Genomic DNA, 26,098 nt, shown 5'->3' with positions numbered 1-26,098 from the left:
CTTACTGTTTCTCCTGTTCTTCCTGACGCTCTTCCAGGGCTGCGAGAAGGCTTCTCAGACGGATGTTGACCGTGCCCAGATTCGTGATCTCATCGATCTTCAGCTGCGTATACAGCTTATTGCCTTCCTGCAGGATCTCTCTGGTTTCATCCGTCGTGATCGCATCGAGACCGCAGCCGAAGGAAACCAGCTGCACGAGGTCCATATCAGGCTGCTCAGTGCAGTACTTCGCAGCCGCATACAGACGGCTGTGATACGTCCACTGATTCAGCACAGCAGTCTTGAATCTCTGCTCATGGATGCTGACAGAGTCTTCCGTGACGACCGCAGCACCGAGCCTACTGATCAGCTTGTCGATGCCGTGGTTGACCTCCGGATCCACATGATACGGACGTCCCGCCAGGACAATGATATGCCTGCCCTGCTTCCGGGCCTCTTCGATGATCCAGGCACCTTTGTCACGGACCGCCTTCATATGCGCTTCATATTCTGCATAAGCCGCATCCATCGCCGCCCGGATCTCTTCATCCTTCAGATCCGGGAAATGCGTTCTCAGCAATGCAGGATACCGTTTGCGGAATTCCTCACGGTTTGAGATATCCACGAAGTCGAAGATGAACTTCGTCTGCTCCAGGGCTTTGATATTGTCCTTCAGCACTTCCGGATAATATGCAACAATCGGGCAGTTGTAATGATTATCGCCGAGGTCTTCATCGATGTTGTAGCTCATGCACGGATAGAAGATCGCATCCACATTCTGCTTCAGAAGCTCTTCAATATGTCCATGCGAAAGCTTGGCCGGATAGCAAGCCGTATCGCTCGGGATCGTTCCCTGCCCTTCCTGGTAGAGCTTCCGGCTGCTGACCGGGCTGACCACGACCTGGAAGCCGAGCTTCGTCCAGAACGCATGCCAGAATGGCAGCAGTTCATACATATTCAGACAGAATAGAATGCCGATCCTGCCTCTGGTTCCTTCCCCCGGGTTCTTTGCATACTTCAGCAGCTCCGACAGCTTGTAGGCATACAGATCCAGGCTGTCATCTCCTGCTTTGCCAGTCACCGGCTTATCGCAGCGGTTGCCGGAGATGAAACGCTTGCCGTCATGGAACGTATTCACCGTCAGCAGACAGTGATTGCCGCAGCCCTGACACGTGAAGGAAGTGACCTTCTGCTCGAAGGATTCCAGTTCTTCCAAGCTGAGCAGAGAAGACACATGACCGCTGCCTGCCTTCTTTTTGCCATACAATGCGGCTCCGAATGCCCCCATGAGTCCGGCAATATCCGGACGGATGACTTCGACGCCCATCTCTTTCTCAAAAGCCCGCAGCACGGCTTCGTTATAGAAGGTACCGCCCTGCACGACAATCTTTCTGCCGAGCTCTTCCGGGCTTGCGCAGCGGATGACTTTATATAATGCATTCTTGACGACAGAGATCGAAAGACCGGCACTGATGTCCTCAATCGCTGCTCCGTCTTTCTGCGCCTGCTTGACTTGCGAATTCATGAATACCGTGCAGCGGCTGCCGAGGTCTACCGGCTTCTTGCTGTAAAGGCCCATGCGTGCAAACTCCTGCACATCGTAGCCCATCGCCTGCGCAAACGTCTGCAGGAAGGAACCGCATCCCGAAGAACAAGCCTCATTCAGGAAGATATTCGAAATGGCTCCATTCTCGATCTTGAAGCACTTCATATCCTGACCGCCGATATCGATGATGAAATCCACATCGGGCATGAAATGCCTTGCGGCAGTGAAATGCGCAACCGTCTCAACCAGCCCGTAGTCGCAATGGAATGCATTCTGGATCAGATCTTCGCCATACCCGGTCGTCGTGACACTGGCGACCTTCAGCTGGGGATGCTGGCGGAATACTTCTAGCAGCGTCTTTCTGACCAGCGTGACCGGATTGCCATCATTCGGCTGATACCACGTAAACAGAATATTCTCATCGGAATCGATGATCACCATCTTGATCGTCGTCGATCCGCTGTCAATGCCGATATGGACCGGCTCCTTTGCCTGATCAAACGAAATCCGGGGAACACTCGCCTTCATATGGCGGTTATGGAACTCCCAGTATTCTTCCTTATTCTGAAACAGCGGCAGCAGGCTGCTGTAAGTCGCCGTCTTGCTGTAATCCCGCAGCTTCTGGATTGCCGTGTTCAGATCAATCTCCCGATCGGCATAGAACGCAGCTCCCATCGCGACGTAGAGCAGAGAATTCTCCGGACATCTGCCATGCACATGCAGCGTCTTGTCAAATGAATTTCTGAGACACTGCGAGAAGGTCAGCGGCCCGCCGAGATACAGAATATTGCCCCTGATCGGCCGGCCCTGGGCAAGCCCGGCAATCGTCTGATTGACGACTGCCTGATAGATAGAAGCAGCGATATCGCCAGGCTTTGCGCCCTGATTGATCAGCGGCTGCACATCGGACTTTGCAAATACGCCGCAGCGGCTGGCAATCGTATAGGTACGCTCTGCTTTTAATGCCTGCTCATCCATCTCTTCGGCACTCATTTTCAGCAGCGTCGCCATCTGATCGATGAACGCACCAGTACCGCCAGCGCAGCTGCCATTCATGCGTACTTCAACCCCATTGGTCAGAAACAGGATCTTGGCATCCTCACCGCCGAGCTCAATGATGCAGTCGGTGCCAGGGGCAAGCTTGTTCGCCGCAACCCGGGTCGCAAATACCTCCTGCACAAACGGAATCCCCGACCGGTCTGCAAGCCCCATGCCAGCAGAGCCCGAGATTGCAAGCACCGCCTTCCCGGAAGGCACATACTGCTCTTTCACCCTGGTCAGGATTTCTTCTCCTTTTTCCAGAATATGACTCAGATGACGCTCATAAGTCGAATATACAATCTCATTCTGCTCATTCAGAACGACGCACTTGATGGTCGTCGACCCGATATCCAGTCCAATACGCATGCACTAGTTCTCCTCGTAAAGCTAAGATATTTTAAACAATAAATGAAGGAAGTTCAAAACATCTGAACGACTTCACAGCATTTCGCAATAATATCTCTTACACATCCAGAAATATGTCTATCTGAAGCGAAGTCTCCGAAAAATCATTCCAGGAATCAAGATCAGGCTGAGGCCGCAGTTTTTCCTTTTTCCGATTGCGTGCCTTACCCCGCAATGATAGAATGCAGTCGTTTATGAAAAATACACAGCTGAAAGGCGCATTTCTGACATTATTCGGAGGAATCTGCTGGGGCGCATCCGGATCCGTCGGGCAGTATCTTTTCGCCTATGAGGGCATGGACAGCAGATGGCTTGTCCCGATCCGTTTAGGCCTGGCTGGCATCATCCTGATTGCATACAGCTTTTTCCGATACGGAAAACACACCCTGGATCCGTGGCGCACCTGGAAAGACGCAAGAGACCTTGTGATCTACGGGCTGCTCGGCATCAGCTTCTGCCAGTTTCTGTACTTCACGACGATCCAGCTCAGCTCTGCTGCCATCGGAACAATTCTGCAGGATCTTTCTCCGGTCATGATCCTGGCGGTATCATGCATGCAGGCAAGAAGAGCCCCCTCGCACCGGGAAGTGCTGAGCATCATGCTTGCTTTGCTCGGGGTCTATCTGCTGACAACGCATGGAGATCTCGGCCATCTGGCAATTCCGCCTGCTGCGCTTGCGGCTGGTGTTCTCTGTGCCGTCTGTGTGACAATCTACAACGTCTATCCCAAACGCCTTCTGTCGCAATACCCTGTGGCAATGCTGCAGGGATGGGCATTCCTGATGGGATCGGTGTTTCTCCTGATTGTGTTCCGGCCATGGACGTATGGCTATGTGCCGACCCCGATAGGATATGCTGGCATCGCCTTCGTCGTCATCGTCGGAAACGTTCTGGCATTTACATGCTATATGACCGGCGTCAAGCTGATCGGTCCGGAGAAGAGCATCCTCTACGGCTTCTCGGAACCAGCTACCGCTGCCATCATCACCGTGACTCTGTTCCATCAGCCCGCAACACTTGGCGATGCGGCTGGCTTTGCCTGCATCTTCGGAATGCTGTGGCTGATTTCGCATCAAGCTGAACCTGAGGAGAAAAAGAAAACCTATGGGAAAACTGCACTTCGCATGTGATTATCAGGAAGGTGCTTACCCTTCTATTCTGAAACGCCTGGAAGAAACAAACTATGATCATACGCCAGGCTACGGAGCCGATGAAATCACCGCTTCTGCAAAGGAACGGATCAGAAACGCCTGTGATGCCCCTTTGGCAGAAGTGGAATTCCTGGTCGGCGGAACGCAGACCAACGCGGTCGTCATCGATTCTCTGCTGAAATCCTATCAGGGCGTGATCACTGCCGATACCGGCCACATCAGCGTCCATGAAGCAGGGGCGATCGAATTCTGCGGGCATAAAGTCATGACCCTTCCTTCTTCCGAAGGAAAGATCACCGCCATGCAGATCGATGCCTTCGCTTCTGCTTACGAGAACGACGGCAACCGGGATCACATGGTGATGCCGGGCATGATCTATCTCTCGCAGCCGACGGAACTGGGAACGCTGTATTCCCTTGAGGAACTGACCGCCATCAGCCGCGTCTCTCATTCTCATGGACTGAAGCTCTATATCGATGGCGCCAGACTTGCCTATGCCCTGGCCAGCAGCGAGAATACGGTATCCCTGAAAGACTTAGCAAAGCTCTGCGATGTCTTCTACATCGGCGGAACCAAATGCGGTGCCTTATTCGGAGAAGCAGTCGTGATTCCGGATCCGTCTCTGATTCCTCATTTCTTCACGATCATCAAGCAGCATGGTGCTCTGCTTGCAAAGGGAAGAATTCTCGGCATTCAGTTTGATGAATTGTTCCGGGATGATCTCTATCGGAAGATCGGCGCATCTGCAGTCAGACAGGCAGATCAGATCCGTAAGGTTCTGAACGATTCCGGCTATCGCCAGATGCTCATCAATCCGACGAACCAGATCTTCGTCAGCCTGGAAAACAGCAGGATGAAGAAGCTCTCTGAACAGCTGGAATTCAGCTTCTGGGAACAGTCCGATGAGAATCATACCGTGATCCGTCTGGTCACCAGCTGGGCGACAAAGCAGGAAGACACGGATCAGCTCATTCAGATTCTGAAATCCTTATAAGAGAACAGGCGGCTGCCTGTTTTCTTTCCGGGTCCAGGCTTCCTTCAGAACCTGCATAGCTGCAGCAGAAGCGGATCCGCTTGCACCTTCTGTTTCAGAGCAGATCAATGCTGTCTGATCTGCCCAGAGCCAGAAAAAAGGAACATGCAGACAGCACATGTTCCCATGGAAACTGAAATTCGGATAATGCTCAGTAATTCTCTTCGTGCACTTCGAAGTAAGACTGCGGATGTCCGCATACCGGGCAGACGTCCGGCGCCTTGGTGCCGACTACAATATGTCCGCAATTGCGGCATTCCCAGATCTTGACTTCGCTCTTCTCGAATACTTCTTTTGTCTCGACATTATGCAGCAGCTTGCGATAGCGCTCTTCATGCGTCTTCTCGATCGCACCCACGCCGCGGAACTTCTCTGCCAGCTCATGGAAGCCTTCTTCATCTGCTTCCTTTGCCATGCGGGCATACATATCTGTCCACTCGTAGTTCTCGCCTTCCGCACCTGCTTCCAGGTTCTCAGCCGTATTGCCGAGCATGCCGAGCTCCTTGAACCAGAGCTTTGCATGTTCCTTCTCGTTTTCAGCTGTCTTCAGGAACAGTGCAGCAATCTGCTCATAGCCCTGCTTCTTTGCAACCGAAGCGAAGAACGTATACTTATTGCGCGCCTCAGACTCTCCTGCAAATGCCTGCAGAAGATTCTTCTCGGTCTTCGTGCCTGCATACGGATTCTTCTTTTCTTCCTCTACCGGTTCGAATACTCCCTTCTTATGGCATACCGGGCATTCCTCAGGAGCCGCATCGCCCTCATACACATACCCGCATACCTTGCATCTGAATTTCATAATCTGATCTCAGGCCTCCTTCACCTGTTTTCATTATTATTGTCATTTTCCGAAAAAATCAAGGCATTTCGCGAGGAATCATAATCCGTCTCGCTATGATGCAGGCCGATAGAAGCCTTATGTATCCTTCTGCCGGCCTCTGTTTCTGAGTCATTCACCAAGTCTGCATGAATCAGATGCTCACTCCGCGTGAACTCAGAAAATCAGAAAAACTGGTCACAGCTGGACCACAGCATCAAAATGAATCCGCGAATCCGGATGATGCTGAATCACGCAGATGATCCTGTTCTTTTCTGCAGCAATTTCATTCAGCAGTTCTTCATAAAGAGCTCTGGTTTCCAGATCCAGCTCTGAATCTATCTCATCCAGGAAAATGCAATCTGCATGAGATTCCATAATCATCAGCTTTGCCAGCAGAAGTTTCTTGATCTGGCCCCCGGACAGGTTTGTCCCTCCGTTCTGAATGCATACCTCTGAATCGCCGAAATGAAGGCGATCGAGAATCTGATCGATTTCATCATCTGCTAACGGCTGATGTGTAACTTTCCGCAGATATTCTTTTACAGGAAGATTCAGAAGAGGCTCTGACTGGCTGATATAAGCAATTCTATTCAGGTAGCTTTCTGTTTCGATTTCCGACAGACTGATTCCATCCACAAGGATCTTCCCATCATAGCATTCAATCGTCTTGGTCAGCAGCCTGAACAGGGTGCTTTTGCCCGAACCATTTCTTCCCATCAGATGAATGCAGCTTCCTCTGGCAAATCGGGCATGAAATGATTCGAGAATCCGCTGAGCATGATCAGGATAAGAAAACCCGCTGAGATCAATTTCCAGACAATTGATCTTCCTGATTGCCAGGGTCCCGTTATGCTGAGGCAGTTTCAGCAGTTCATCCGTATTTCTGAAACTGATCAGTGTCCGGCTGATCGCCATGAGCAATTGTTCTGCATTTTCCGCCTGACGCATGACCAGATTGAACAGCAGAGTATACACCGCAGCATTCAAAGTAATCCCATGCTCCAGCTGATATGCCAGAAGAAAAGAAAAAAACACCGAGATCAAGGTATTGCTCTGCTTCACGATTCCGGAATAGAAATACACGTGCCTGTCTTCCCTGATGCTTGCCTGAATGAATGCATCCACATCGCGGGCGGTCTGATCGGTGATTTCTTTTTCCAGCAGGTTTACTTTGTAATAATCCAGAGACTCCGTGAAATTCACAATATGGCCATGCAGGCAGGACAATGATCGGTTTGTCTCCTCATTAAAGAACTGGATTGCCTTATGTGAAAAATAAGAAATTCCGGTTCCCGCCAGAAAGGCAATTGCCAGGAAGATGCCGAGGCTGGGATTCTCCCTCAGAGAAACCATAAGCAGGATCAGCACGAGAATCAGGGAACCGATGAGCTGCGGAATATGGTGTCCGATCGTTCTGAAGACATCCAGCACATTGCTGTACAGCCGGAAGGACAATGTATCTTCCGGATACTTCATCACGTCATAACCGTCAGCACGCATCAGGACCTGCTGGCATTGCGTGAGCAGATCTTTGATAAATTTTCCGCCGAATCGGTCCAGTGACTGGTTCCAGACAATTTCCAGAATGATGCTTGCTGATGGGATGAGAATAAGCAGGCAGCTGGAGAGCACCATCTGATCAGAGGACTTCTGTGCATATGCCTCCAGGGTGTGCTGCAGAAGCCATGGCGCAGAAGAGGCAAGACATGCACAGAGGATCGTGAGACTAATGCTTTTCAGAAAATATCCTGGGTTTTTCCGGACAGCTTCTATCAGGAATTTCAGAACAAGGTTCATAACTTTCTCCCCTATCTCTCAGAAACCAGCACGGATGCCGGTCATCTCTGATTGATATGTTCTCACAGCAGCTCTTAGTTCTGCAAACAGAAAAGGCCTCCGATGAGGGATTCAGGAGGTCTTTTCCGGTTGTAAAAGGGGATTATTTCTGATGGATTGGGAAAGGGGTCCAATCATTTCAGGTCAGACATCTCTGTCTGTACTTTTATAATAAGAACTCACTTCCGCAGAATTATGTCAGATTTTCGTCAAATTATGTGATCAGCCTTCAGCAGGATCAGAACCTGCAGGCAGAGAATCACCGGAATGCCGACGGAAAACAGCGGTTTCCTCGTCTTATGGTGAAAGCAACCCATGCCGAGCAATGCTCCGATGCTGCCGCCAGCAATGGCCGAAAGAATCAGCACTCTCTCCGGAATGCGCCAAGCATGATGAACTGCTTTCTGCTTGTCGATCCCGAACAGCGCAAACGAAACCAGACTGACCGCAATCAGATAAACCGCAAGCGGTCTACTCACAGACGATCTCCGCTCTCGAGCCCGGCTGTGTGGCGTTTCGTGCTTCGAGTTCCTTCGTCACGATGATCTTCTTCGGAATCCGGTCCTTGAGTTCCTCGACGTGAGAAATCATGCCGACCAGGCGGTTCTCTCCGGACAGACGTTCCAGCACAGAAATCGCCTGCGACAGAGAATCATGATCCAGAGTTCCGAATCCTTCATCGATGAACATCGTATCGATCTGAACACCGCCCGCCTGGCTCTGCACTTCATCCGAGAGTCCTAACGCAAGCGCCAGAGAAGCCTCAAATGATTCTCCTCCGGACAGCGAACGCACACTGCGGTTTCTGCCTGTATAGTGATCGATGACATCCAGTTCCAGGGCCTCATGACTGCGCAGGCCTCTTGCCTCGCTGCGGACCAGTTCATACTGCCCGTCTGACAGGACTCTCAGGCGCAGATTTGCCCGATACAGAATCCGGTCAAAATATGCCATCTGGACATAATCTTCCAGCGTGATCTTCTCTCTGCCCTTCATGCCGGCATCTGCCGTCATCGCAAGATCATTCATCCACTGCCATCTGCGGGTTGCCTCATCCAGGCTGGACGCATACTTCTGCAGCTTCTTCAGAGCCGGCTTATTCACGGAAAGTCTGCCATTCACCGCATCCCGCTGCGACTGCAGCGCAACCCGCTGGGTTTCCATGGCCGCCCGATCCTGGCGCAGGGCAGCCTGGTTCTTCACAAACGCATCGCGATCCGTGACTCCGGTTGCCGCAAGCGTCCGGTTCACCTGCTTCTTTGCCGCAAGTCCTGCCGACAGATTCTTTTCTGCTTCACTAGCCGCAAAACCGGTCTTTTCATAATGCTGTTCCCGCTTATGAATCTCCTGATCCATGCGGGCAAGGTCTGCTTTCGCTGCTTCTTCGCTCGGATAATTCAGTTCCCGCTTCAGCTCTTCGCTCCTAGCTGCCTCAGACTTCTTCTTCTGCGCAAGCACATCAGCCTTCCGTCTCAGATCGGCAATAGCTGCCTCACTGGTCCGGATTGCATTCTGCAGCGAAGGAATCCTGAGCCGCAGCTGCTTCAGCTGCGTTTCCTGTTCAGCCAGCGCATCGCGTTCGCTGACTGCCTGCTCGCGGAGCATCATCACTTTTTCCAGCTTCTGCTGGGCTTCCTGCTTTCCGGCCTGTCCCGAAGCTTTCACTCCGGCATTCTTCATGGCTTCCTTTTCATGCTCAGCTTCCACTTCCTGACGCTCCAGACATGCCTGACACGTGCTTCCCCACTTCTTGAGGACTTCATTTGCCTGATTCATCGAAGTCTCTGAAGCCCTGACCTGATTCTCTCGCGGAGTGCCTTCACTATGATGTGCAGGCGATGGATGAGAGACAGACCCGCATACCGGACACGGTCTCCCCTCGGCCAGCTGAGAAGCCAGAATTCCAGTCTGTCCAGCCAGGAATGCACCGAGAATCGCATGATATTCTTCGGTCTTGCGGGCATATGCAGCATCTGCTTTCTGCAGTTCCTGCACCGCATTCTGATAATCCTCTCCCGCCTTCAGAAGCACTTCAGCCTGCCGGATCGCCTGATTCAGAGAATCTGCCTGACGATCCAGCGCCTCAACCTTCTCAGCCGCCTTCACATGCTTCACATCAGCCCCATCAAGAGCTTCCTGTTTCTTCTTATCCGCTTCCAGTTCCGTGCGCAGCCCGCTGAGCTTTCCTTCTTCGGTTTCAGCCTGTTTCAGGAATTCCTCTGAATTCTTTCCGGCCAGCGCAGCCGCGGCCAGATGCTCCGTCAGTTCCTGATACTTCGGCAGAGCTCTTCTGCGTTCATTGTAAACTGCCCGCATGCCGGCGATGGTTTCCTTCTCACCGCTCTGATTCAGCGAATCGAGCAGGTTTTTCCACTGATCCCGCTTGTTCTGAAGATCCGGAATCGAAGCACTTGCCGCATCGAGCTGATCATAGATCCGCCGGATCTCGTCACCCTTGCGCAGTTCTCCGGCAATGGATTCCAGATGGTCATGAACCTGCTGCAGTTCTTCATCCTTCTTCTGCAGCAGCTGTTCGTCTTCCGCAATCAGTTCTTTCAGCAGCGCCGCCGCATCTTCCGGCTGCACGCTCTCCCGCCTGCTGATCAGAAGATCCAGCTGTTCCTTATGAGGACTGTCTTCCGTACACTGAATCGAAGCAGTGATGGAAGAGATATCCCTTCTGCCGCCATGGATCTCTCCCTTTAGATCATTGGCATTCTGGCTGAGCTTTTCCTGCAGCTCCTTGTAGTAGGACGTATGGAACAGTTCCCGGAAGATCTCATTGCGCTTCTTCGTATCTGCCGTCAGCAGTTCCTGGAAACTGCCCTGGGCAATCATCGCAATCTCTGCAAACTGCTCCCGGTCAATGCCGAGCAGCTCCTCAATGGCAGAAGTCACCGCCTTGCCCTTGGAAACGGTATGACCATCCGGATATGTCAGCTCGGCATCCGCAGTTTTCTTCTGCGCTTTCCTCGTGCCGTTCTTCAGCACCTTGGACCACGAATACTCCGGATTTCTGCGGATCTTATAAGTTCTGCCCTGGAATTCGAATTCCATCTCGACATAGGTTTCCGTCTCTTCTGCCGCATACTGGCTTCTGAGCATATCAGGCTGGCGCATCCCGCCGGAAGTCTCTCCGTAAAGCGCATAGGAAATCGCATCGAAGATCGTCGTCTTGCCAGCTCCGGTATCACCGGTAATCAGATAGAGGCCATGATCCCCGAGCAGAGACAGATCCAGCATCGTCTTGTCTGCATATGGTCCGAATGCGGACATTGTCAGCTTCAGCGGTCTCATGCCTGCTCTCCTTTCCAGATCTCATTAATCTCTTTCTGAACGTATTCTTTCTGCTCCTCGCTCATCTCCTGCTGATTGCGCTGTTCATAGAATTCCGCAAAGAGATCGTACGGTGTTTTCTTCTCCATCTCCTCCGCAGCCTGCAGCGCTTCTTCCCCTTTCACGCTGCGGCTGGCATAATCGAGCTTCATGATATACGGGTAATGCGCACCGAGCGTCGTGATGGCATCGGGCACATCCTGGGGATCATCCAGAATGATGCTGAGATATTCCTGCTGGTGTTTTTCAATCATCTCCGGCTTCAGAAGATCCGCGAACATTCCTTCCAGCACTGCAAACGGACGCTTCGGAGTCAGACGGATCAGGCTGATCCGCATCTGTCCCTTCTCTTCTAGATCTACCAACGTGATGGACTTCTCGTTCTTCTCGCCGAATGAATAAGCTAGAGGCGTCCCGCAGTAGCGCACCGTCTGGCTGCCTGCCGCCTGAGACGTATGAATATGCCCGAGGGCCACATAATCAAACCCATCGAATACCGACGAATCGATGCAGTCCAGACCTCCGACCGCAAACTCCTCAGACCCGTCTTCTTCCAGAGAAGCACCGGCAACGAACTGATGCGCAACCAGAATATTCCGCTCTTCCGGATTCAGATCTGCGGTAGACAGCGCATATTTCACTGCTTCTTCATATGTAGATACTTTCTTCGATTCATCTTCGATAAACCGGTTGACTGCAGACGGACGCAGGTACGGAAGACTCCACACATGATAAGGACCGAAGCGATCCATCAGATCCGTGCAGGTCAGCTTGCCATTCCATACTCCCGAGATATGCACATTCACTTCGTCCAGCAGATCTCCCGCAAAGGAAAGGCGCTCTCCGCTGTCATGATTTCCAGCAATCAGGAAAATATTCATATTCTCACGTTTCAGAGCTGAAAGAAAATCATTCAGCAGCGTGACTGCCTCTGCCGGCGGCACGGTACGATCATACACATCGCCAGCAATCACGACCGTATCCACTCCCTTGCGGATCAGTTTCTCTTCGATCTGATGAAGAATCTCACGCTGATCTTCGAGCATCGAATACCCGCAGACGACCTTCCCCAGATGAAGGTCTGACAGGTGCGCCAGTTTCATAGCTAAATACCCCCTCTATGATGCTTGAAAGCATTATACCAGCGGAAAACAGAAGAAGCCCGGATTCACTGCTCAATCCGGGGAAGATTCCACTGGAAATGCGCAGCCAGAACCCGGACCACGACAATCACGGCAGCCCCTGCCGCAATCGAGAACGAAGCCAGATTCAGCCGGCATAAAATCAGACATACTTCTGCGCCGATGATGGAAGCCACCGCATAGACATGCTTGCGGAAAATATCCGGCAGCCGGTCCACCATCATATCTCTCAGCAAGCCTCCTCCGACTCCGGTCACAAGGCCGGAGAACACGCACAGAAAGCCATTCCCGGTTCCGTACTTGCTGATTGCAGAATGCACGCCGACTACCGTGAAAATTCCGAGCCCGATCGAATCCATGACCAGGAGCAGCTGTTTCCAGTTCTCCACATTCAGGTTCGAAGGATGTCTCGACTTCAGATATGCCACTGCAAATACAATTGCAGAAGAAACCGCAGCAGTAATCACATAGATCGGATCGGTAAAGCCACTGGGCGGTATGACCCCCAGCACGAGATCACGGATCACGCCGCCGCCTGTCGCCGTGACAATGCCCAGGGCCAGCACGCCGAACAGGTCCGAACGGGAACGAAGTCCTACGGAAGCACCGGAAATCGCAAATGCAACCGTTCCGATCAATTCAAATATCAGGGTATAGTCAGTCATCATGGAAATCATAACACAGACACCCCTGCCGGATGTCTTCCGTTTTCAGAACATGGCGGATCTCATTCAGTACCCGCTTCTTATGGCGGCTCCATTGCGGAGCAATCAGCAGGTTCCCAGGCCCGTCGCCTGTGAGACGGTGAATCACGGTCTCCTTTCTGAGACGTGCAATGCAGCCAGAGACCAGCTTCACATAATGCTCCTCACAGAGCACCTCAAACGCCCCGGACTGGTATTCTTTCGCTAAATCAGTTCCTGCCAGAACATGCAGCAGCTGCAGCTTCGCGCCATCTATCTTCACTGCATTCAGGTGGTCGATGGTCTGATAGACCATCTCATCACTCTCTCCAGGCAGTCCCAGGATCACATGTGCAATCACGTCAATGCCAAGCGCATGAAGCTTCGAAACACAATCATCAAACACAGAAGTCGGATATCCTCTGCGGATATACTCTGCCGTCTGTGCATGCATGGTCTGCAGGCCGAGCTCCACCCAGATGAACCGATCCGGAAATGCTTTTTTCAGTTCTGCCAGAAGCCGGTATACCTCTGAAGACATGCAGTCCGGCCTGGTCGCAATCGAGATGCCTGCCGAAAGCGGATCCTGCAAGGCGGCAGAGTACAGAAACCGCAGCCGTTCAATCGGAGCATACGTATTCGTATAAGCCTGGAAATAGAAGATATAGCTTCTTTCTCCTGCATCTCTGCAGGAAAGATACGGAACTTCATCGAGCTGAAGCTGCTGACCCTCATAATGCACCGCAAAGTCGCCGCTTCCCCCTGCATCGCAGAAAATGCAGCCCTTCGTTCCCAGTGTTCCATCCCGGTTCGGACATGTCATGCCCGCATCCAGCGGAATGCGGTAAAGCCGCTTCCCGAACTGTTCTCTGCACCAGACCGGAAACGAAAGATAACGCTCACTCATGAACTTCTTTCTTCTTCTGATTCTTTTCCTGGAACTTTGCAAAGGACTCCCGGATCCTTGCCAGGCTGACCGTGACTGCAGCTTTCGGAAGACTCCAGCCCGCATCCTTTGCCTGCTGGCTCGAATTGATCACGGAAGTCAGAACTTCTTCAAAGCCCTTTCCCATGACCTCCTGCACATCCGAAGCTCCCCCGGCTGCCAGCGAATCAAAGAAGTCATTCACAAATGCCTTGCGGTCTTCCGGATTCAATCCGCTGATCCACGTATCCAGCACCTCATTGACCCAGGCACAGGCCGGATTCGATTCCGGAACTGTCAATAGCTCCACGCCATTCTTCACGCGCCAGGACGCAGGATCATGTTCCATGATCCCGGCAGCGCTGCTGACCACGATCCTCGTATCCGGGAACTTCAGTTCAAACAGCTTGCCGATCACATCGTAGGCCGGCTCGATTCTCGTCACGAGATTCCGGATCGGGTCCACGATATCCGTGCTCATGACATCCGGGCAGATGCCAGGTCCGTCATTATCAAAGATCCGGATGATCCGCTTCTGCTTTGCCTTCGGCATTGCGGCAGAGGCATACACGGCCAGAAACCCGCCCTTGGAATGACCGCCGACATAATACCGGAACCCCGGCACCGTCTCTTTCTCCAGATACTTCTTCGCCGACTCCTGAGCAGGAATCCGGGTAAACGAAATCATGAAATCCTCTTTCCATCCCACAATCGTATCATCTGTTCCCCGGAATGCGATGAACCGGTCTCTGCGATTGAGCTCCACACTCATCGCCGCAAACTGCTCATCCAGATCCGTACTCAGGATCTCCGTGCAATGATACAGCTTCAGCGGTCCGAACCGCTCCGTATCCGCCGCCGCATTCAGCACCTGGAGCCGCGAAGACTTCTGCCATTCTTTCCCTGAGAACGTACCGGCCGAAAGAAACCGATCCCTGCATTCCCGGATCGAAACCCGCTCTTCTCCATTCACCACTTCATGAAACGGCAGATAGCTGAGCAGGCAGAACACCAGATTGTCGGCCGCATTCAGCTCCCGTTCTTTCAGGGTGACATCACCCCGCATCACGACATAGTCAGTCAGACTGTATCCTTCTTTTTCCATACTCTCACACTTCCGATGCTATTTTCGCATACCCCGATGGAAAATGAATACCTGGAGAGAGAGAAAAACCTTGTCAGTATTCCTCATGAACTCTTTCCCGATGCACACAGGTCTTTATGCATTCCAGATGATCTGTTTCTGTTCGGATTGCCTGGAAGCAGTTATGATGGTTCTATGAAAGAGGAAGAAGAATGAACCTGAAAAGTACGAAAGTCGTGATTATCGGCGTCGGGAATGTCGGCGCCACCTGTGCCTATACGATCGTGAATATGGGGCTGTGTGATCAGCTCTGCCTGATTGATATGAACAAGGAGAAAGCAATCGGAGAAGCGATGGACCTGACGCATGCAGTGCATTTCATGAACCGCAACATGCAGGTCTATGCCGGCGGCTACAGCGACTGCTCGGATGCGGATGCCATCATCGTCACTGCTTCCGCCCCGATGGATACTTCCAACGACCGCCTGACCTGGCTCGCTCCCAGCAAGAAAGTCATGAAATCCATTGTCTCTTCCGTCATGGCCTCCGGATTCAGCGGCATCTTCATCGTTGTCTCGAATCCGGTAGATCTGATGACCTATTATATCCAGAAGCTTTCCGGTCTGCCGGAAAGACAGGTCATCGGTTCCGGCACCACTCTCGATACAGCAAGACTATGCTGTGAGATCGGCAGCCTGTTCGAACTGAACTCCAAGAGCGTCTCTGCCTATGTGATGGGCGAGCATGGCGATTCGGAAATGGTGGCGTGGAGCACCGCCACGGTTGGCGGCAAGCAGCTGCGCGATGTCATGGAAGACAATCGTTCCAGAGCGGGCGACGTCGACCTGGACCGCCTGCAGGAACAGACGAAGAAAGCAGGCTGGGAGATCTTCAACCGCAAGCATAATACTTCCTATGGAATTGCCGCATCGACCTGCGCGATTCTGAAGTCCATCCTGCTGAATGAGAACCGGATCTATCCGGTCTCCGTCATGCTGAGAGGACAATACGGACTGACAGGAGTATGTCTTTCCGTCCCGACGATCCTTGACCGTACTGGTGCGAAAGAAATCGTCGAGATCCGGCTGGCCAAAGGCGAAAGCAAGAACCTGAAGCGCAGTGCGGATGTCGTGCGTTCCTGCTATGATCTCCTGGAAGACTGAACAGGAGAAGCAGTATGGAATTCTCAGAAGTGATCAGAAATCGATATTCCTGCAAGAATTATTCCGATCGTCCCCTGGAACAGGAGAAGCTTGATGCAATCCTCGAAGCAGGAAGACTTGCCCCGACTGCCAAGAATCTTCAGGAACAGCATATCTACGTGCTGAAATCAGAACAGGCACTTGCGGCCATGGATGCAGAAACACCATGCCGCTATCATGCCCCGGTAGTTCTCGCCATTGCATTCAATCAGGAACATGTCTTCAAGTATCCGGGCGGAAAGAACAACTCCGGCATCGAGGATGCTGCGATTGTCACCACCCATCTGATGCTGGCAGCGTACAACGAAGGCGTCGGCAGCTGCTGGGTCAATTTCTTCGATCCTGACAAGCTGGCAGAAGCCCTTTCTCTTCCGGAAAACGAGCAGATACTTGCCTTGCTGGATCTTGGCTACCCGTCTGAAAACGGCATGCCGCTCCCGAATCACAGCTCGCGCAAGGACCTTTCCGAGACGGTTTCCTATCTCTGAGAATTCCATTGACGCGGATCAGATTCCATAGTACTATTCCGTCAGTGCTTTAAGGCAGGTCCCGTGAGGCCGCCAAGGACTGCAGGTACATCCGGAACAGTTTTAGCATGTACACGGCTTTCCTTGAGCGAAGGCCGTGTTTTTTCATGACATGGTCAGCGCTCAGCACGAGAAAGAAAGGGAGTATTTCATGAAACTGACCTACGGCGTCAACGACAAACCAGCATTTCCCCAGCTCATCGTCTATGCCTTTCAGCAGGTACTTGCGATCATGGCAGCTACCATCACCGTTCCGATGGTTGTCGGCAACGGCATGTCCACTGCTGCAGCATTGTTTGGAGCAGGCCTCGGCACATTGACTTATGTTCTGTTCACCAAGAAAAAGAGTCCGGTATTCCTGGGCTCCTCCTTTGCATTTATCGGTTCGATGACCGCCGCCTTCGCCGGCGCAGTCAGCCTGCAGGCAGGCTATGCAGGTCTCATCATCGGTGCAATATTCGCCGGCCTGGTCTATGTAGTCCTGGCCATTGCGGTCAAGGCATCCGGAACCGGCTGGATTGACCGCCTCATGCCGGCGGTAGTCATCGGTCCGACTGTCTCGATCATCGGTCTCTCGCTGGCCGGCAGCGCCATCTCGAATCTGCAGGTCAGCAGCGCTACCGGTGCCCAGACCAACATCGCGATCCTCTGCGGAATCATCGCCCTGTTCGCAACGATGCTGGCAAGCACCTACGGCAATTCGCACATCCGCATGATCCCGTTCATCATCGGCATCCTGTGCGGATATGCCGTTGCCCTGATCTTCACCCTGATCGGAAACAGCACCGGCAATGCAGATCTGCAGATCATCAGCTTCCAGTCCTTCCAGGCACTCTCGGAAGGCGGCATCACGCTGAAGACATTCCTGCAGGTTCCTGACTTCACCTTCCTGACCGCAGCACAAGGCTTCAGCCAGATCGATGCGGAATACCTCGGCGTTCTCTTCATGGCTTATGTGCCGGTTGCCTTCGTCGTCTTTGCTGAACACATCGCGGACCATAAAAACATCTCCTCGATCATTGACGCAGATCTTCTGAAAGATCCTGGCCTGGATCATACGCTCTTAGGCGACGGCATCGGCTCTATGGTCGGCGCGTTCTTCGGAGGCTGCCCGAATACGACATATGGCGAGTCGATTGCCTGCGTTGCCATCACCCGCAACGCCTCTACCGCAACGATCATCGCGGCAGCCGTCGAGTGCATCATCCTCTCCTTCTTCAGCCCGATCGTCGCCTTCATCTCCAGCATTCCGTCCTGCGTCATGGGCGGTGTGTGCATGGCCCTCTACGGATTCATCGCTGTCTCCGGTCTCAAGATGATCCAGAATGTCGACCTCGAAGAAGGCCGCAACCTCTTCGTGGTATCCGTCATCCTGATTGCCGGCATCGGCGGTCTCTCGCTGAACTTCTCACACGTGACGCTCACCGCAGTTGCGACGGCATTGATCCTGGGCATCGTCGTGAATAAGATGCTCGGCGCACCGAAGAAGAACTGAGCCTTCTGATCCCATCCGGAGCTCTGCACCTGCGGGGCTCTCTTTTTTATTTCTTGTTCTTCATTGCCAGAAGAGTCAGAACGATGAGGGAACCAGCACTGCACGCGATGCCCTGAGAGAGTCCCTTCACGGAATAATGGAACGAGACTTCACATGTTCCCTCAGGAAGCACTAATCCGATGAATCCTCCGTCTGTACGGATCGATTCTGCATCGGTTCCATTCACTGTGATCTTCCAGCCATCCGAATCCGGTATCGAGAATACCCAGAATGTTTCTGCATCATCCTGAATCGTGAACTTCACATCGGTTCCGGACCATTCTTCCGGAGAACTGAACTTCCGGGAGACAGAGAGACAATTCTGAAGATTCTCATATTCCTCATCCGGAACAATCACGGTCTTCTCCAGCAGTTCCATGATCTGTTCATGATTCTGTTCAGGTTCTTCTGCCAGTTCATTGAGGACGGATTCCTTTGTCAGCTCCTCTGCAGAGAATGCCATGCCCTGGGCAGCTTCATTGCGGTAGACATTGAAGTGTTCGGTCGAGAAGATCGGGGTATCGTTCCGCACCGATTCCGAATACTTCGGCGAGCAGATGGAATACTTCGCATCCAGCAATGCAAACTGTCCAGAATCCTGCAGATTGAATTGCCAGTTCACATCCGGATAGAGACCGATCCAGGAAAGATAATCATGAAGCGCAGGCTCATAGAGACTGTCATAGCTGGATAAGGACGGAATGCCGTAATACATGCCGGCATTGGCCAGAGAATTCTGATCTGCCTGAATGCCGGTATTGAGATCCACCCGGAAGAAGGAATCATCCATTCCCCGCAGCGTATCCATGATCTCCTGGATCTCTGCATCATAGGCAAGATACTCTGCCTCTCCGCCGATGGAGATCGCACTGCGCATCGAAACGTTTCCGAACACCAAGACCTCCGCCAGAACTGCAGTTATCAGAGCACGAGGGCGCTGCTTCTTCCAGAGATATCCTTCCAGCGCAATCATGACCACTGCCGCACCAAGCATGATCTGTTCCGGATAGCCCAGGGAGAACTCAATCTTCTGCGCAAGCGGAATCACGATGCCAAGCACTGCAGAAAGAATCAGAAGCACAGCTGACGTCTTCTTCAGAAGAACTTCATCCGGCACCTCATCCAATGCCTCTGATCCGAGCATCACCAGACAAAGCACAGCGATGAATGAATACCTCAGGGAATACGTCAGATGAAACAGCAACCCGAACTGCGGAGCAGCAAACGTCACCAGCGTCACAATGAGAAGGACTCTGTTCCATTTCTTTCCCTTCAAAGCCTGCGGCACTGCCAGAAGAGAGATAGTGCCAGCATACGTTCCGATCTGATAGAAGTAATACCAGTAGTCGTGATACAGCAGATGCGATCCCCTGATAACCGGAATGAAAAAGCTCATCACAATCGCACACACATTCGTGAAACTCCACCAGGAATAATGATTCAGCGTACCGGAAAGACGCGGGCTTTCCAGCATTGTCCAAAGCGCAGGCACAACCAGAAATCCGGCCAGCCCGATGCCAAGCAGAATCTTCAGGAGAGCAGACCATGCATGACGGAAGAAATGCGTCTGCTTCAGCGATCCATGGATCTGCTGCCAGCGCACGATCCAGTACAGAACTCCGAATAAGCCTAGCGGCCAGAACAGATAGAAATTGATGCACGCACAAAGGAACGAGGAGAAGACCAGGAGCTTTCCCGACCGCTTCTGCAGCATGTCTTCCAGTCCGGCAAGAAACAGCGGAAGGAAGACATAGAAACTCAGAAACTGAATCTGTTCCAGAAAGACATCCGTCCATCCGCTGAACATGAACAGCAGCGAGAACAGGAATACCGAAGCGTCTGAACGATTCAGCTTTCTGAGCCAGATGGAGCACGTCACGCATGCCGTCAGAAGCCTGAGCCCGGTCATCAGAAACTGCACCGTAGGAAGATAGGAAATCACCCGGTACAGAAGATATCCGATCCAGGCAAAGGGATCCCCGATCAGAAATAATGCCTTAGACGTATAGAACGAATTCCCTAGAAATGAATTCCAGCTCCAGAAGATCTCTCCGGAATCAATCAGCCGGCAGAATTCCCGGTAGTATGGAGTGCCCTGGCGCACATAGTCATAGGCAATCAGATATGTATCATCCATGCTTAATGGCTGATGTGTCAGAATGCTCTTCAGGAGATTCCAGCTGTATGGCAGAAAATACAGAAAAAGCAGAACAAGCGCCGACAGCACCAGACATGCATAGAACTTTGCCTGCTTCTTTCTCATGAGACAATTCTAGCACATGGTGCTTCCCTCAATCGCTCTGCTTCATTTGCCCGGAAGAGATCATTGCGCTATCGTTATACCGAAAAAGGAGAACTTATGACCAATACGATGAATAGTCCCTGGCCGGATCCCGCCGGTGTAATTCCGGTTACGGATGGATCCGCAGAAGATGCCAATGTTACCGCCCGGCGGTATCTCGACAGCCTTCATGTCGAGATGAGGCTGATTGATTCCGTGAAGCCGGACCTCTCCGTCACGATCTTTCAGAAAACTTATCAGACCCCGATCATGATGCCGGCTTTCTCGCATCTGAACAAGAATCCTGGCAATGGCAGGCTGCCAATGTCAGAATATGCGGCAGCTGCCGCAGACCTGCATACCCTGAACTGGGTCGGCATGGAAAGTGATGAGACCTTTCAGGAGATCATGAAAGAAGGCGCCGATACGGTGCGGATCATCAAACCGTTCGCCGACCATGACCGCATCCGCAGCGAGATGAAAGCCGCGAAGGAAGCAGGCGCTGCCGCTGTCGGCATCGATATCGATCACATTGCCGGAAAAGACGGCGAGTATGATGTCGTGGATTCCATTCCGATGGGACCGGTATTATACGAAGATCTATGCAGCTATATCCGGGAAGCAGATCTGCCTTTTGTCGTCAAAGGCGTGCTGTCAGTATCCGATGCGCTGAAGGCAAGAGATGCCGGAGCAGCTGCCGTATTCGTTTCCCATCACCATGGCCGCGTTCCGTTCGGCATCCCGCCGGTCTCCATTCTCCCCGAAATCCGCAAAGCTCTGGATGGAAGCGATGTCGCAATCTTCTGCGACTGCTCGATCAGCAGCGGCTATGATGCCTACAAGGCACTTGCGCTCGGGGCAGATGCAGTTTCGGTGGGCAGAGGCATTCTGATGCCGCTGCTGAAGGAAGGACGCGAAGGCGTCATCCGCCAGGTCACGAAGATGAATCGGCAGCTTTCTGAACTGTGCATGTATACCGGTGTTCCGGATATGAAGTCTTTCGATCCTTCTGTGATTCACATCCCCGCAGCTTATCAGTTCTGAGATCCCTTCCTGGGATCTCTTTTCATAGAAAAAAGCAGAAACAGGAATTCCCGTTTCTGCCTGAATCAGATCAGCCTTCCAGCATCGCTGCTGCTTCTTCCAGATGTTTCCGGATCTCGATGTGCTGAGGGCATGCATCTTCGCACTGTCCGCAATGCACGCAGGAACTTGCAGCACCATGATCTTTCAGCAGACGCTGATAATCACGCTTTGCGCCTTCCAGATCATTGTAGACAAGTCTGCGGTTGACGGCTTTGAATACCCCCGGAATCTCGATATGCATCGGGCATCCGCCTGTGCAGTAATGGCATGCCGTGCATGGAATCGTCTTGACCTCCGCCATTGCCTTGCGTGCATGTTCCAGAACTTCCTGTTCCTTCTCGCTTAGCGGCGTGAAGTCTTTCATATAAGACAGATTGTCATTCATCTGCTCCAGCGAGGACATTCCGGAAAGCACGACCATGACATCCGGCAGGGAAGCCGCAAAGCGGATAGCCCACGATGCATAAGATCTCTCTGGATTCACAGTCTTCATCTCTTCGGCAATCACCGGCAGCGGATTGGCAAGACTGCCTCCCTTGACCGGCTCCATGACCACCACCGGCTTGCCATGTTTCACGCATACTTCATAGTTCTTCCGCGACTGCACTTCCGGATTCTCCCAGTCGGCATAATTCAGCTGCAGCTGCACGAACTCTGCTTCCGGGTGAGCGGTCAGAATCGAATCCAGAACTTCTGGCGTATCATGGAACGAGAAGCCCATGTGGCGGATCTTCCCCTCTGCCTTCTTCTGCTTCACGAAGTCCCAGATGCCATACGAATCATAGAACTTCAGATTTTCAGAAGACAGCGCATGCAGCAGATAGAAATCGAAGTAGCCTGCACCCGTCCGTTCCAGAGAAGTCTCGAATTCCTTCTTTGCTTCCTCTTCAGAGCTGACTGCCCATTTCGACGCATTGAGCTTGTCTGCCAGATAGAACGAATCACGCGGATGACGCTCTACCAGAGCCTTGCGGCACGCTTCTTCCGATCCGTCATACACATATGCCGTATCGAAATACTTCATCCCCGCAGTCAGAAACGCATCCGTCATCTGTGCTGCTTCTTCCGTGTCAATGACATTCTCGCTCTTTCTAGGCAGTCTCATCAGACCGAACCCAAGCTTCGGCATCGCAGATACAAATTCTTTTTCCAGCATACTTCCCGTTCTCCTTTCAGAACTCCGTGTCCTTCATCGAGGAATTCACGGTCACATCGCACACATCCTGCACCCCGCAGGACGCAAAGTATTTCTCTTCCAGAGGAATCCACTGATTCTGAAACACCTGAACCTTCTCTGCAGGTTCTCTCTTCTTCAGTCTTTCCATCTGATCCTCCGGACTCACATCCAGAAAGATCTTCAGACCATAATACTTCCGAAGATCCGGATGCAGGCAGTAGGAACCTTCCACAATGACCGCTTCTGAAGCAGGAACCGTAATCTGATCTCCCATCTGCATCACCTTGCAGTCAAATCTCTGAAACGTCACTTCTTTCTGCTGCTTCACCTGTTCCAGCACTTCTTCCAGACGCTCCCGGTCCATATTTCCGCCAGGCTCGGCATACCGTGCTTCCGTACGCTGCTCAGGCCTCAGAAAGAAATCATCCGCATGAATCACCGGACAGTTCAGCTTTGCGCAAAGCAATCCTGCAAATGTCGTCTTGCCGGATGCACACCTGCCATCAATTCCGATCAGCAGCGGATGATGCGACTCTTCCAGAAACTCTGCAAAATGCGAGATCTCCTGGGCTTTGTATTCAAAGAATTCATCAAGAAAATCAGTCATATTCACTCCTATCGGCGGATCGTTCCGCCGCCTTCGGTCTTATTATAAGACTTCGTCGCATGATACACCTGTATCAGTCTGCGCTCCATCTCATTGAGCTTCTTTTCCCTGCACAAAACAACCCTTACATACACATAGAGTCCATCCCGGATATCGCTGTATACTTCGCCATTGCCCCTTCCCGAGAAATGACTGAAGATCCGATGATAAACCCGCAGGGACTGACCGACATACACATTCTGATAATTCCGGATCTGATCCGAAGATTTCAGAGGGCGTTCATAGGAAGCGATCACATAGCATCCCGGTTCATCCTGATACTTGTATCCCTTCTGTGTTTTACGGTCGACAATCCAGTCTTCCAGAAATTCTTCCCGGCTCATCCATCTTCCCTGCGAACCTGATGCCGCAAGAATCCGGATTGATGCCCATAGAAATACCGCAATTCCGCCGAACAGGAAGCCATTTTGCAAAGCAGGATCTGCCTCTTTCCGAAATATCCAGAAGAGAAAAAAGCAGAGCGCAGAAAGCACATACAGGAAAGCAGTGAACTTTGCCTTCCTGCCCGGATGCACTGCAGGTGCTTCCGGTTCTTCTCCCTTTGAAGTATGAACCTCCAGCAGATTTCCCTCTTCATCAAAATCCATCTGCACGGAATATACAGGCTTCTCGTGTGCGGTCATACCGGTATTATAGCAGTTCATGCAGGAATGCCAGGGCATAAGAAAACCGCAGACCTCCGATGGAAATCTGCGGCAATCAATCGTTCAGAAATAATGATTACTTAGCGTAATCAGCAGCACTCTGACCAGCGATTCTGCCGAATACGACGAAGTCTGCGACTGCGTTTCCGCCCAGACGGTTTGCACCATGCACGCCGCCCGTCACTTCGCCTGCTGCGAACAGTCCCGGAATCACGCTCGAATCTGCTTTCTCTACTTCTGCAGAAGAATCGATCTTCAGGCCGCCCATCGTATGATGGACACCCGGCTGTACCAGGATCGCATACATCGTGCCTTCCAGCTGATGGTTGAATGAGGTTCTGCCGAAATCCGGATCGCTCTCATTGGCAACGCATGTATTCCAGTCATCAATCGTCTTTGTCAGCGTATCAGCGTCAACACCCATCGCTGCAGCCAGATCTGCGACCGTATCGCCCTGAACCGTCCATCCCTTGGTTACATAGCCCTGGATGACCGTCGAAGCATCATACATCGACTGGTCGACAATCAGCCATGCCTGGCCGTCTGTCTGCGCATTCTCGTCTGCACTGACCTTGTCTCTCGTACCGACTTCATCCGTGAAGCGGGATCCTTCCTTGTTCACGAGAATTGCACCATCTCCGCGGAGTCCTTCCGTGATCAGGTTTGCACTGCCATCATCTGCGACATGGACTGTCGGATGAAGCTGGATCTGATCCATATCTACCGTCGCTGCTCCGACATCCTCTGCCGTTGCCATCACGATGCCCTGGCCCTGTGCGCCCGGTGCGTTCGTCGTGATATAGCCGTCCAGTGCCGGATTCTGCTCTGCAACCATCGCATTGTTTGCACCAAACCCGCCGGTAGCTAATACCACTGCCTTCGCATTGACGGTCAGCGTGGAACCATCCTTCTGCTCTGCCTGAACCCCGGCTGCCTTGCCATCCGACATCAGAATCTTATTCGCTGTTGTGTTGTAATGAACCGTGATGCCTCTGTCCTCGACATTCTGCGTCAGAATCGGAACCAGATAAGCTCCGACTGCAACGGTCTTGCCCTCGTCATTGACCGGACGGTGAATCCGCTTGACGCTTGCGCCGCCGAACTGTGCGACGTTATGCAGAGATGCACCGATCGTATCCAGCCAGTCAATCGCATCTGCGCTGTTCTCGCAGAGCGTCTTCACCAGTTCCGGATCATTGATGCCCTTGCCGCCGATCATCGTATCCAGTTCAAACAGCTCGGTGGAATCGAAGTATCCCTGCGGATCTGCCTGGTATGCATCCCACTGTTCCTGAACTGTCTTGGCCAGTGCAGTGATCGTCTCATTGTCTGCATATTTCTCTGCTGCCGTCTTCAATGTCTTCTCGACACCGGCTGCTTCATCGAAGTCATTGTCATCCTGGTAGACGGTCTTAGCCGCATTCATGCCGCCGGTCGAACGTACGGAGTTGCCGCCGCCCATTGCCTGGCTTTCCAGAATGATGACCGACTTGCCTGCATCCGCTGCCGTGATTGCGGCAACCATGCCTGCTCCGCCGGCACCGACTACGACAACATCTGCTTCTTCCGTGACATCTCCGGCTGCGGTTGCAGCAGAGACTGCGGTCTTGTAATCATCCGGATTCAGTCCTGCGGAAGTCAGAGCTGCAGCTGCTGCTTCCAGAACTGCATCACTGGTAACCGTAGCACCGGAAACCGTATCAACTCCGATACTTCCGGAATCCTTGATCTCCTGTGCCATCGTTTCCATCGCAGTATCGCCGATGCCCGGAGTCTCATCCTTGCCTTCAATCGATACGTCTGTGATCTTGGAATCTGTCAGCGTCAGCGTGACGGTAACATCTCCGCCCTTGCCCTGGGCTGTTCCTTCGAACGTTCCGGATACACCGGCAGACGCCGAAGCTGCGGACTGATCATTTCCCGAAGAGCTGCATCCTGCCAGGGACACAGCCATGGCCATGGTCGAAACAAGTGCAATCAGTTTCTTCATTTCTTCCTC

The 26,098-nt window shown here is 52.4% G+C and carries 20 protein-coding genes; 6 read left to right on the top strand and 14 right to left on the bottom strand.

Annotated elements, in window-relative coordinates; genetic code table 11:
• Position 1: 1 nt before the first annotated feature.
• Positions 2-2,932, bottom strand: coding sequence for an acyl-CoA dehydratase activase (locus tag FYJ51_RS03665; RefSeq protein WP_154503314.1), 2,931 nt, complete (start codon positions 2,930-2,932; stop codon positions 2-4).
• Between the two features lie 233 nt (positions 2,933-3,165).
• Here FYJ51_RS03665 and FYJ51_RS03660 point away from each other — a divergent pair, with 233 nt between their 5' ends.
• Both FYJ51_RS03660 and FYJ51_RS03655 read left to right on the top strand, forming a co-directional pair.
• On the top strand, positions 3,166-4,101 hold the full coding sequence (locus tag FYJ51_RS03660) for a DMT family transporter (RefSeq protein WP_167836574.1): 936 nt from the start codon (positions 3,166-3,168) through the stop codon (positions 4,099-4,101).
• Positions 4,076-5,116 (top strand): threonine aldolase family protein, encoded by a 1,041-nt coding sequence (locus tag FYJ51_RS03655; protein ID WP_154503311.1) that lies wholly within the window; start codon positions 4,076-4,078, stop codon positions 5,114-5,116. The genes FYJ51_RS03660 and FYJ51_RS03655 overlap by 26 nt, the downstream gene beginning before the upstream one ends.
• Before the next feature lie 190 nt (positions 5,117-5,306).
• On the opposite strand, the gene rbr is transcribed toward FYJ51_RS03655, so the two are convergent.
• The 8 genes from rbr to FYJ51_RS03615 form a co-directional block, all read right to left on the bottom strand.
• A complete protein-coding gene (rbr, locus tag FYJ51_RS03650; protein ID WP_154503308.1) occupies positions 5,307-5,954 on the bottom strand; it encodes a rubrerythrin in 648 nt (215 codons plus the stop codon).
• A gap of 216 nt (positions 5,955-6,170) precedes the next feature.
• A complete protein-coding gene (locus tag FYJ51_RS03645; protein ID WP_154503306.1) occupies positions 6,171-7,772 on the bottom strand; it encodes an ATP-binding cassette domain-containing protein in 1,602 nt (533 codons plus the stop codon).
• A 248-nt stretch (positions 7,773-8,020) separates the two neighbouring features.
• Positions 8,021-8,290 (bottom strand): DUF1294 domain-containing protein, encoded by a 270-nt coding sequence (locus FYJ51_RS03640; RefSeq protein WP_105304391.1) that lies wholly within the window; start codon positions 8,288-8,290, stop codon positions 8,021-8,023.
• Positions 8,283-11,108: an AAA family ATPase gene (locus tag FYJ51_RS03635; protein ID WP_154503304.1), complete on the bottom strand. Its 2,826-nt coding sequence runs from the start codon at positions 11,106-11,108 to the stop codon at positions 8,283-8,285. Before FYJ51_RS03635 ends, FYJ51_RS03640 begins: the two co-directional genes overlap by 8 nt.
• Complete coding sequence (locus FYJ51_RS03630) at positions 11,105-12,250, bottom strand: exonuclease SbcCD subunit D (RefSeq protein WP_105304393.1); 1,146 nt, start codon at positions 12,248-12,250, stop codon at positions 11,105-11,107. Before FYJ51_RS03630 ends, FYJ51_RS03635 begins: the two co-directional genes overlap by 4 nt.
• A gap of 65 nt (positions 12,251-12,315) precedes the next feature.
• Complete coding sequence (locus FYJ51_RS03625; protein WP_205946158.1) at positions 12,316-12,966, bottom strand: trimeric intracellular cation channel family protein; 651 nt, start codon at positions 12,964-12,966, stop codon at positions 12,316-12,318.
• On the bottom strand, positions 12,947-13,879 hold the full coding sequence (locus FYJ51_RS03620; protein ID WP_154503302.1) for a TIGR01212 family radical SAM protein: 933 nt from the start codon (positions 13,877-13,879) through the stop codon (positions 12,947-12,949). Before FYJ51_RS03620 ends, FYJ51_RS03625 begins: the two co-directional genes overlap by 20 nt.
• Positions 13,872-15,002 (bottom strand): Mbeg1-like protein, encoded by a 1,131-nt coding sequence (locus tag FYJ51_RS03615; protein ID WP_154503300.1) that lies wholly within the window; start codon positions 15,000-15,002, stop codon positions 13,872-13,874. Before FYJ51_RS03615 ends, FYJ51_RS03620 begins: the two co-directional genes overlap by 8 nt.
• A gap of 191 nt (positions 15,003-15,193) precedes the next feature.
• Between FYJ51_RS03615 and FYJ51_RS03610 the strand changes: the two genes are divergently transcribed.
• The 3 genes from FYJ51_RS03610 (at position 15,194) to FYJ51_RS03600 (ending at position 18,205) form a co-directional block, all read left to right on the top strand.
• On the top strand, positions 15,194-16,144 hold the full coding sequence (locus FYJ51_RS03610; RefSeq protein WP_154503298.1) for an L-lactate dehydrogenase: 951 nt from the start codon (positions 15,194-15,196) through the stop codon (positions 16,142-16,144).
• A gap of 14 nt (positions 16,145-16,158) precedes the next feature.
• The gene (locus tag FYJ51_RS03605; protein WP_154503296.1) at positions 16,159-16,671 is read left to right on the top strand and encodes a nitroreductase family protein; all 513 of its coding nucleotides are present in this window, start codon (positions 16,159-16,161) and stop codon (positions 16,669-16,671) included.
• 190 nt (positions 16,672-16,861) lie between these two features.
• Positions 16,862-18,205 (top strand): uracil-xanthine permease family protein, encoded by a 1,344-nt coding sequence (locus tag FYJ51_RS03600; protein ID WP_105304948.1) that lies wholly within the window; start codon positions 16,862-16,864, stop codon positions 18,203-18,205.
• Positions 18,206-18,251: 46 nt separating this feature from the next.
• Here the strand turns inward: FYJ51_RS03600 and FYJ51_RS03595 are convergent, their stop codons facing one another.
• Entirely contained in the window at positions 18,252-20,507 is a 2,256-nt protein-coding gene (locus FYJ51_RS03595) for a YfhO family protein (RefSeq protein ID WP_154503294.1), read from the bottom strand.
• A gap of 96 nt (positions 20,508-20,603) precedes the next feature.
• On the opposite strand from FYJ51_RS03595, the gene FYJ51_RS03590 reads away from it, so the two are divergent.
• A complete protein-coding gene (locus FYJ51_RS03590) occupies positions 20,604-21,569 on the top strand; it encodes an alpha-hydroxy-acid oxidizing protein (protein ID WP_154503292.1) in 966 nt (321 codons plus the stop codon).
• A 70-nt stretch (positions 21,570-21,639) separates the two neighbouring features.
• Here the strand turns inward: FYJ51_RS03590 and FYJ51_RS03585 are convergent, their stop codons facing one another.
• The 4 genes from FYJ51_RS03585 to FYJ51_RS03570 form a co-directional block, all read right to left on the bottom strand.
• Positions 21,640-22,767 carry an aldo/keto reductase gene (locus tag FYJ51_RS03585; protein WP_154503290.1) on the bottom strand — a complete coding sequence of 376 codons (1,128 nt, stop codon included), beginning with the start codon at positions 22,765-22,767 and terminating at the stop codon, positions 21,640-21,642.
• Positions 22,768-22,783: 16 nt separating this feature from the next.
• Positions 22,784-23,395, bottom strand: coding sequence for a uridine kinase family protein (locus tag FYJ51_RS03580; protein WP_105304402.1), 612 nt, complete (start codon positions 23,393-23,395; stop codon positions 22,784-22,786).
• An 8-nt stretch (positions 23,396-23,403) separates the two neighbouring features.
• Positions 23,404-24,078 (bottom strand): hypothetical protein, encoded by a 675-nt coding sequence (locus FYJ51_RS03575; protein WP_154503288.1) that lies wholly within the window; start codon positions 24,076-24,078, stop codon positions 23,404-23,406.
• 97 nt (positions 24,079-24,175) lie between these two features.
• Positions 24,176-26,089, bottom strand: a complete 1,914-nt coding sequence (locus FYJ51_RS03570; protein WP_154503285.1) for a flavocytochrome c — start codon at positions 26,087-26,089, stop codon at positions 24,176-24,178.
• Between the last annotated feature and the right edge of the window lie 9 nt (positions 26,090-26,098).

The organism is Stecheria intestinalis (assembly GCF_009696165.1).
Lineage (GTDB): Bacteria > Bacillota_I > Bacilli_A > Erysipelotrichales > Erysipelotrichaceae > Bulleidia > Bulleidia intestinalis.
Note: the sequence above shows the minus strand (reverse complement) of the source record. Positions and strands in the feature narration are given on the sequence as shown.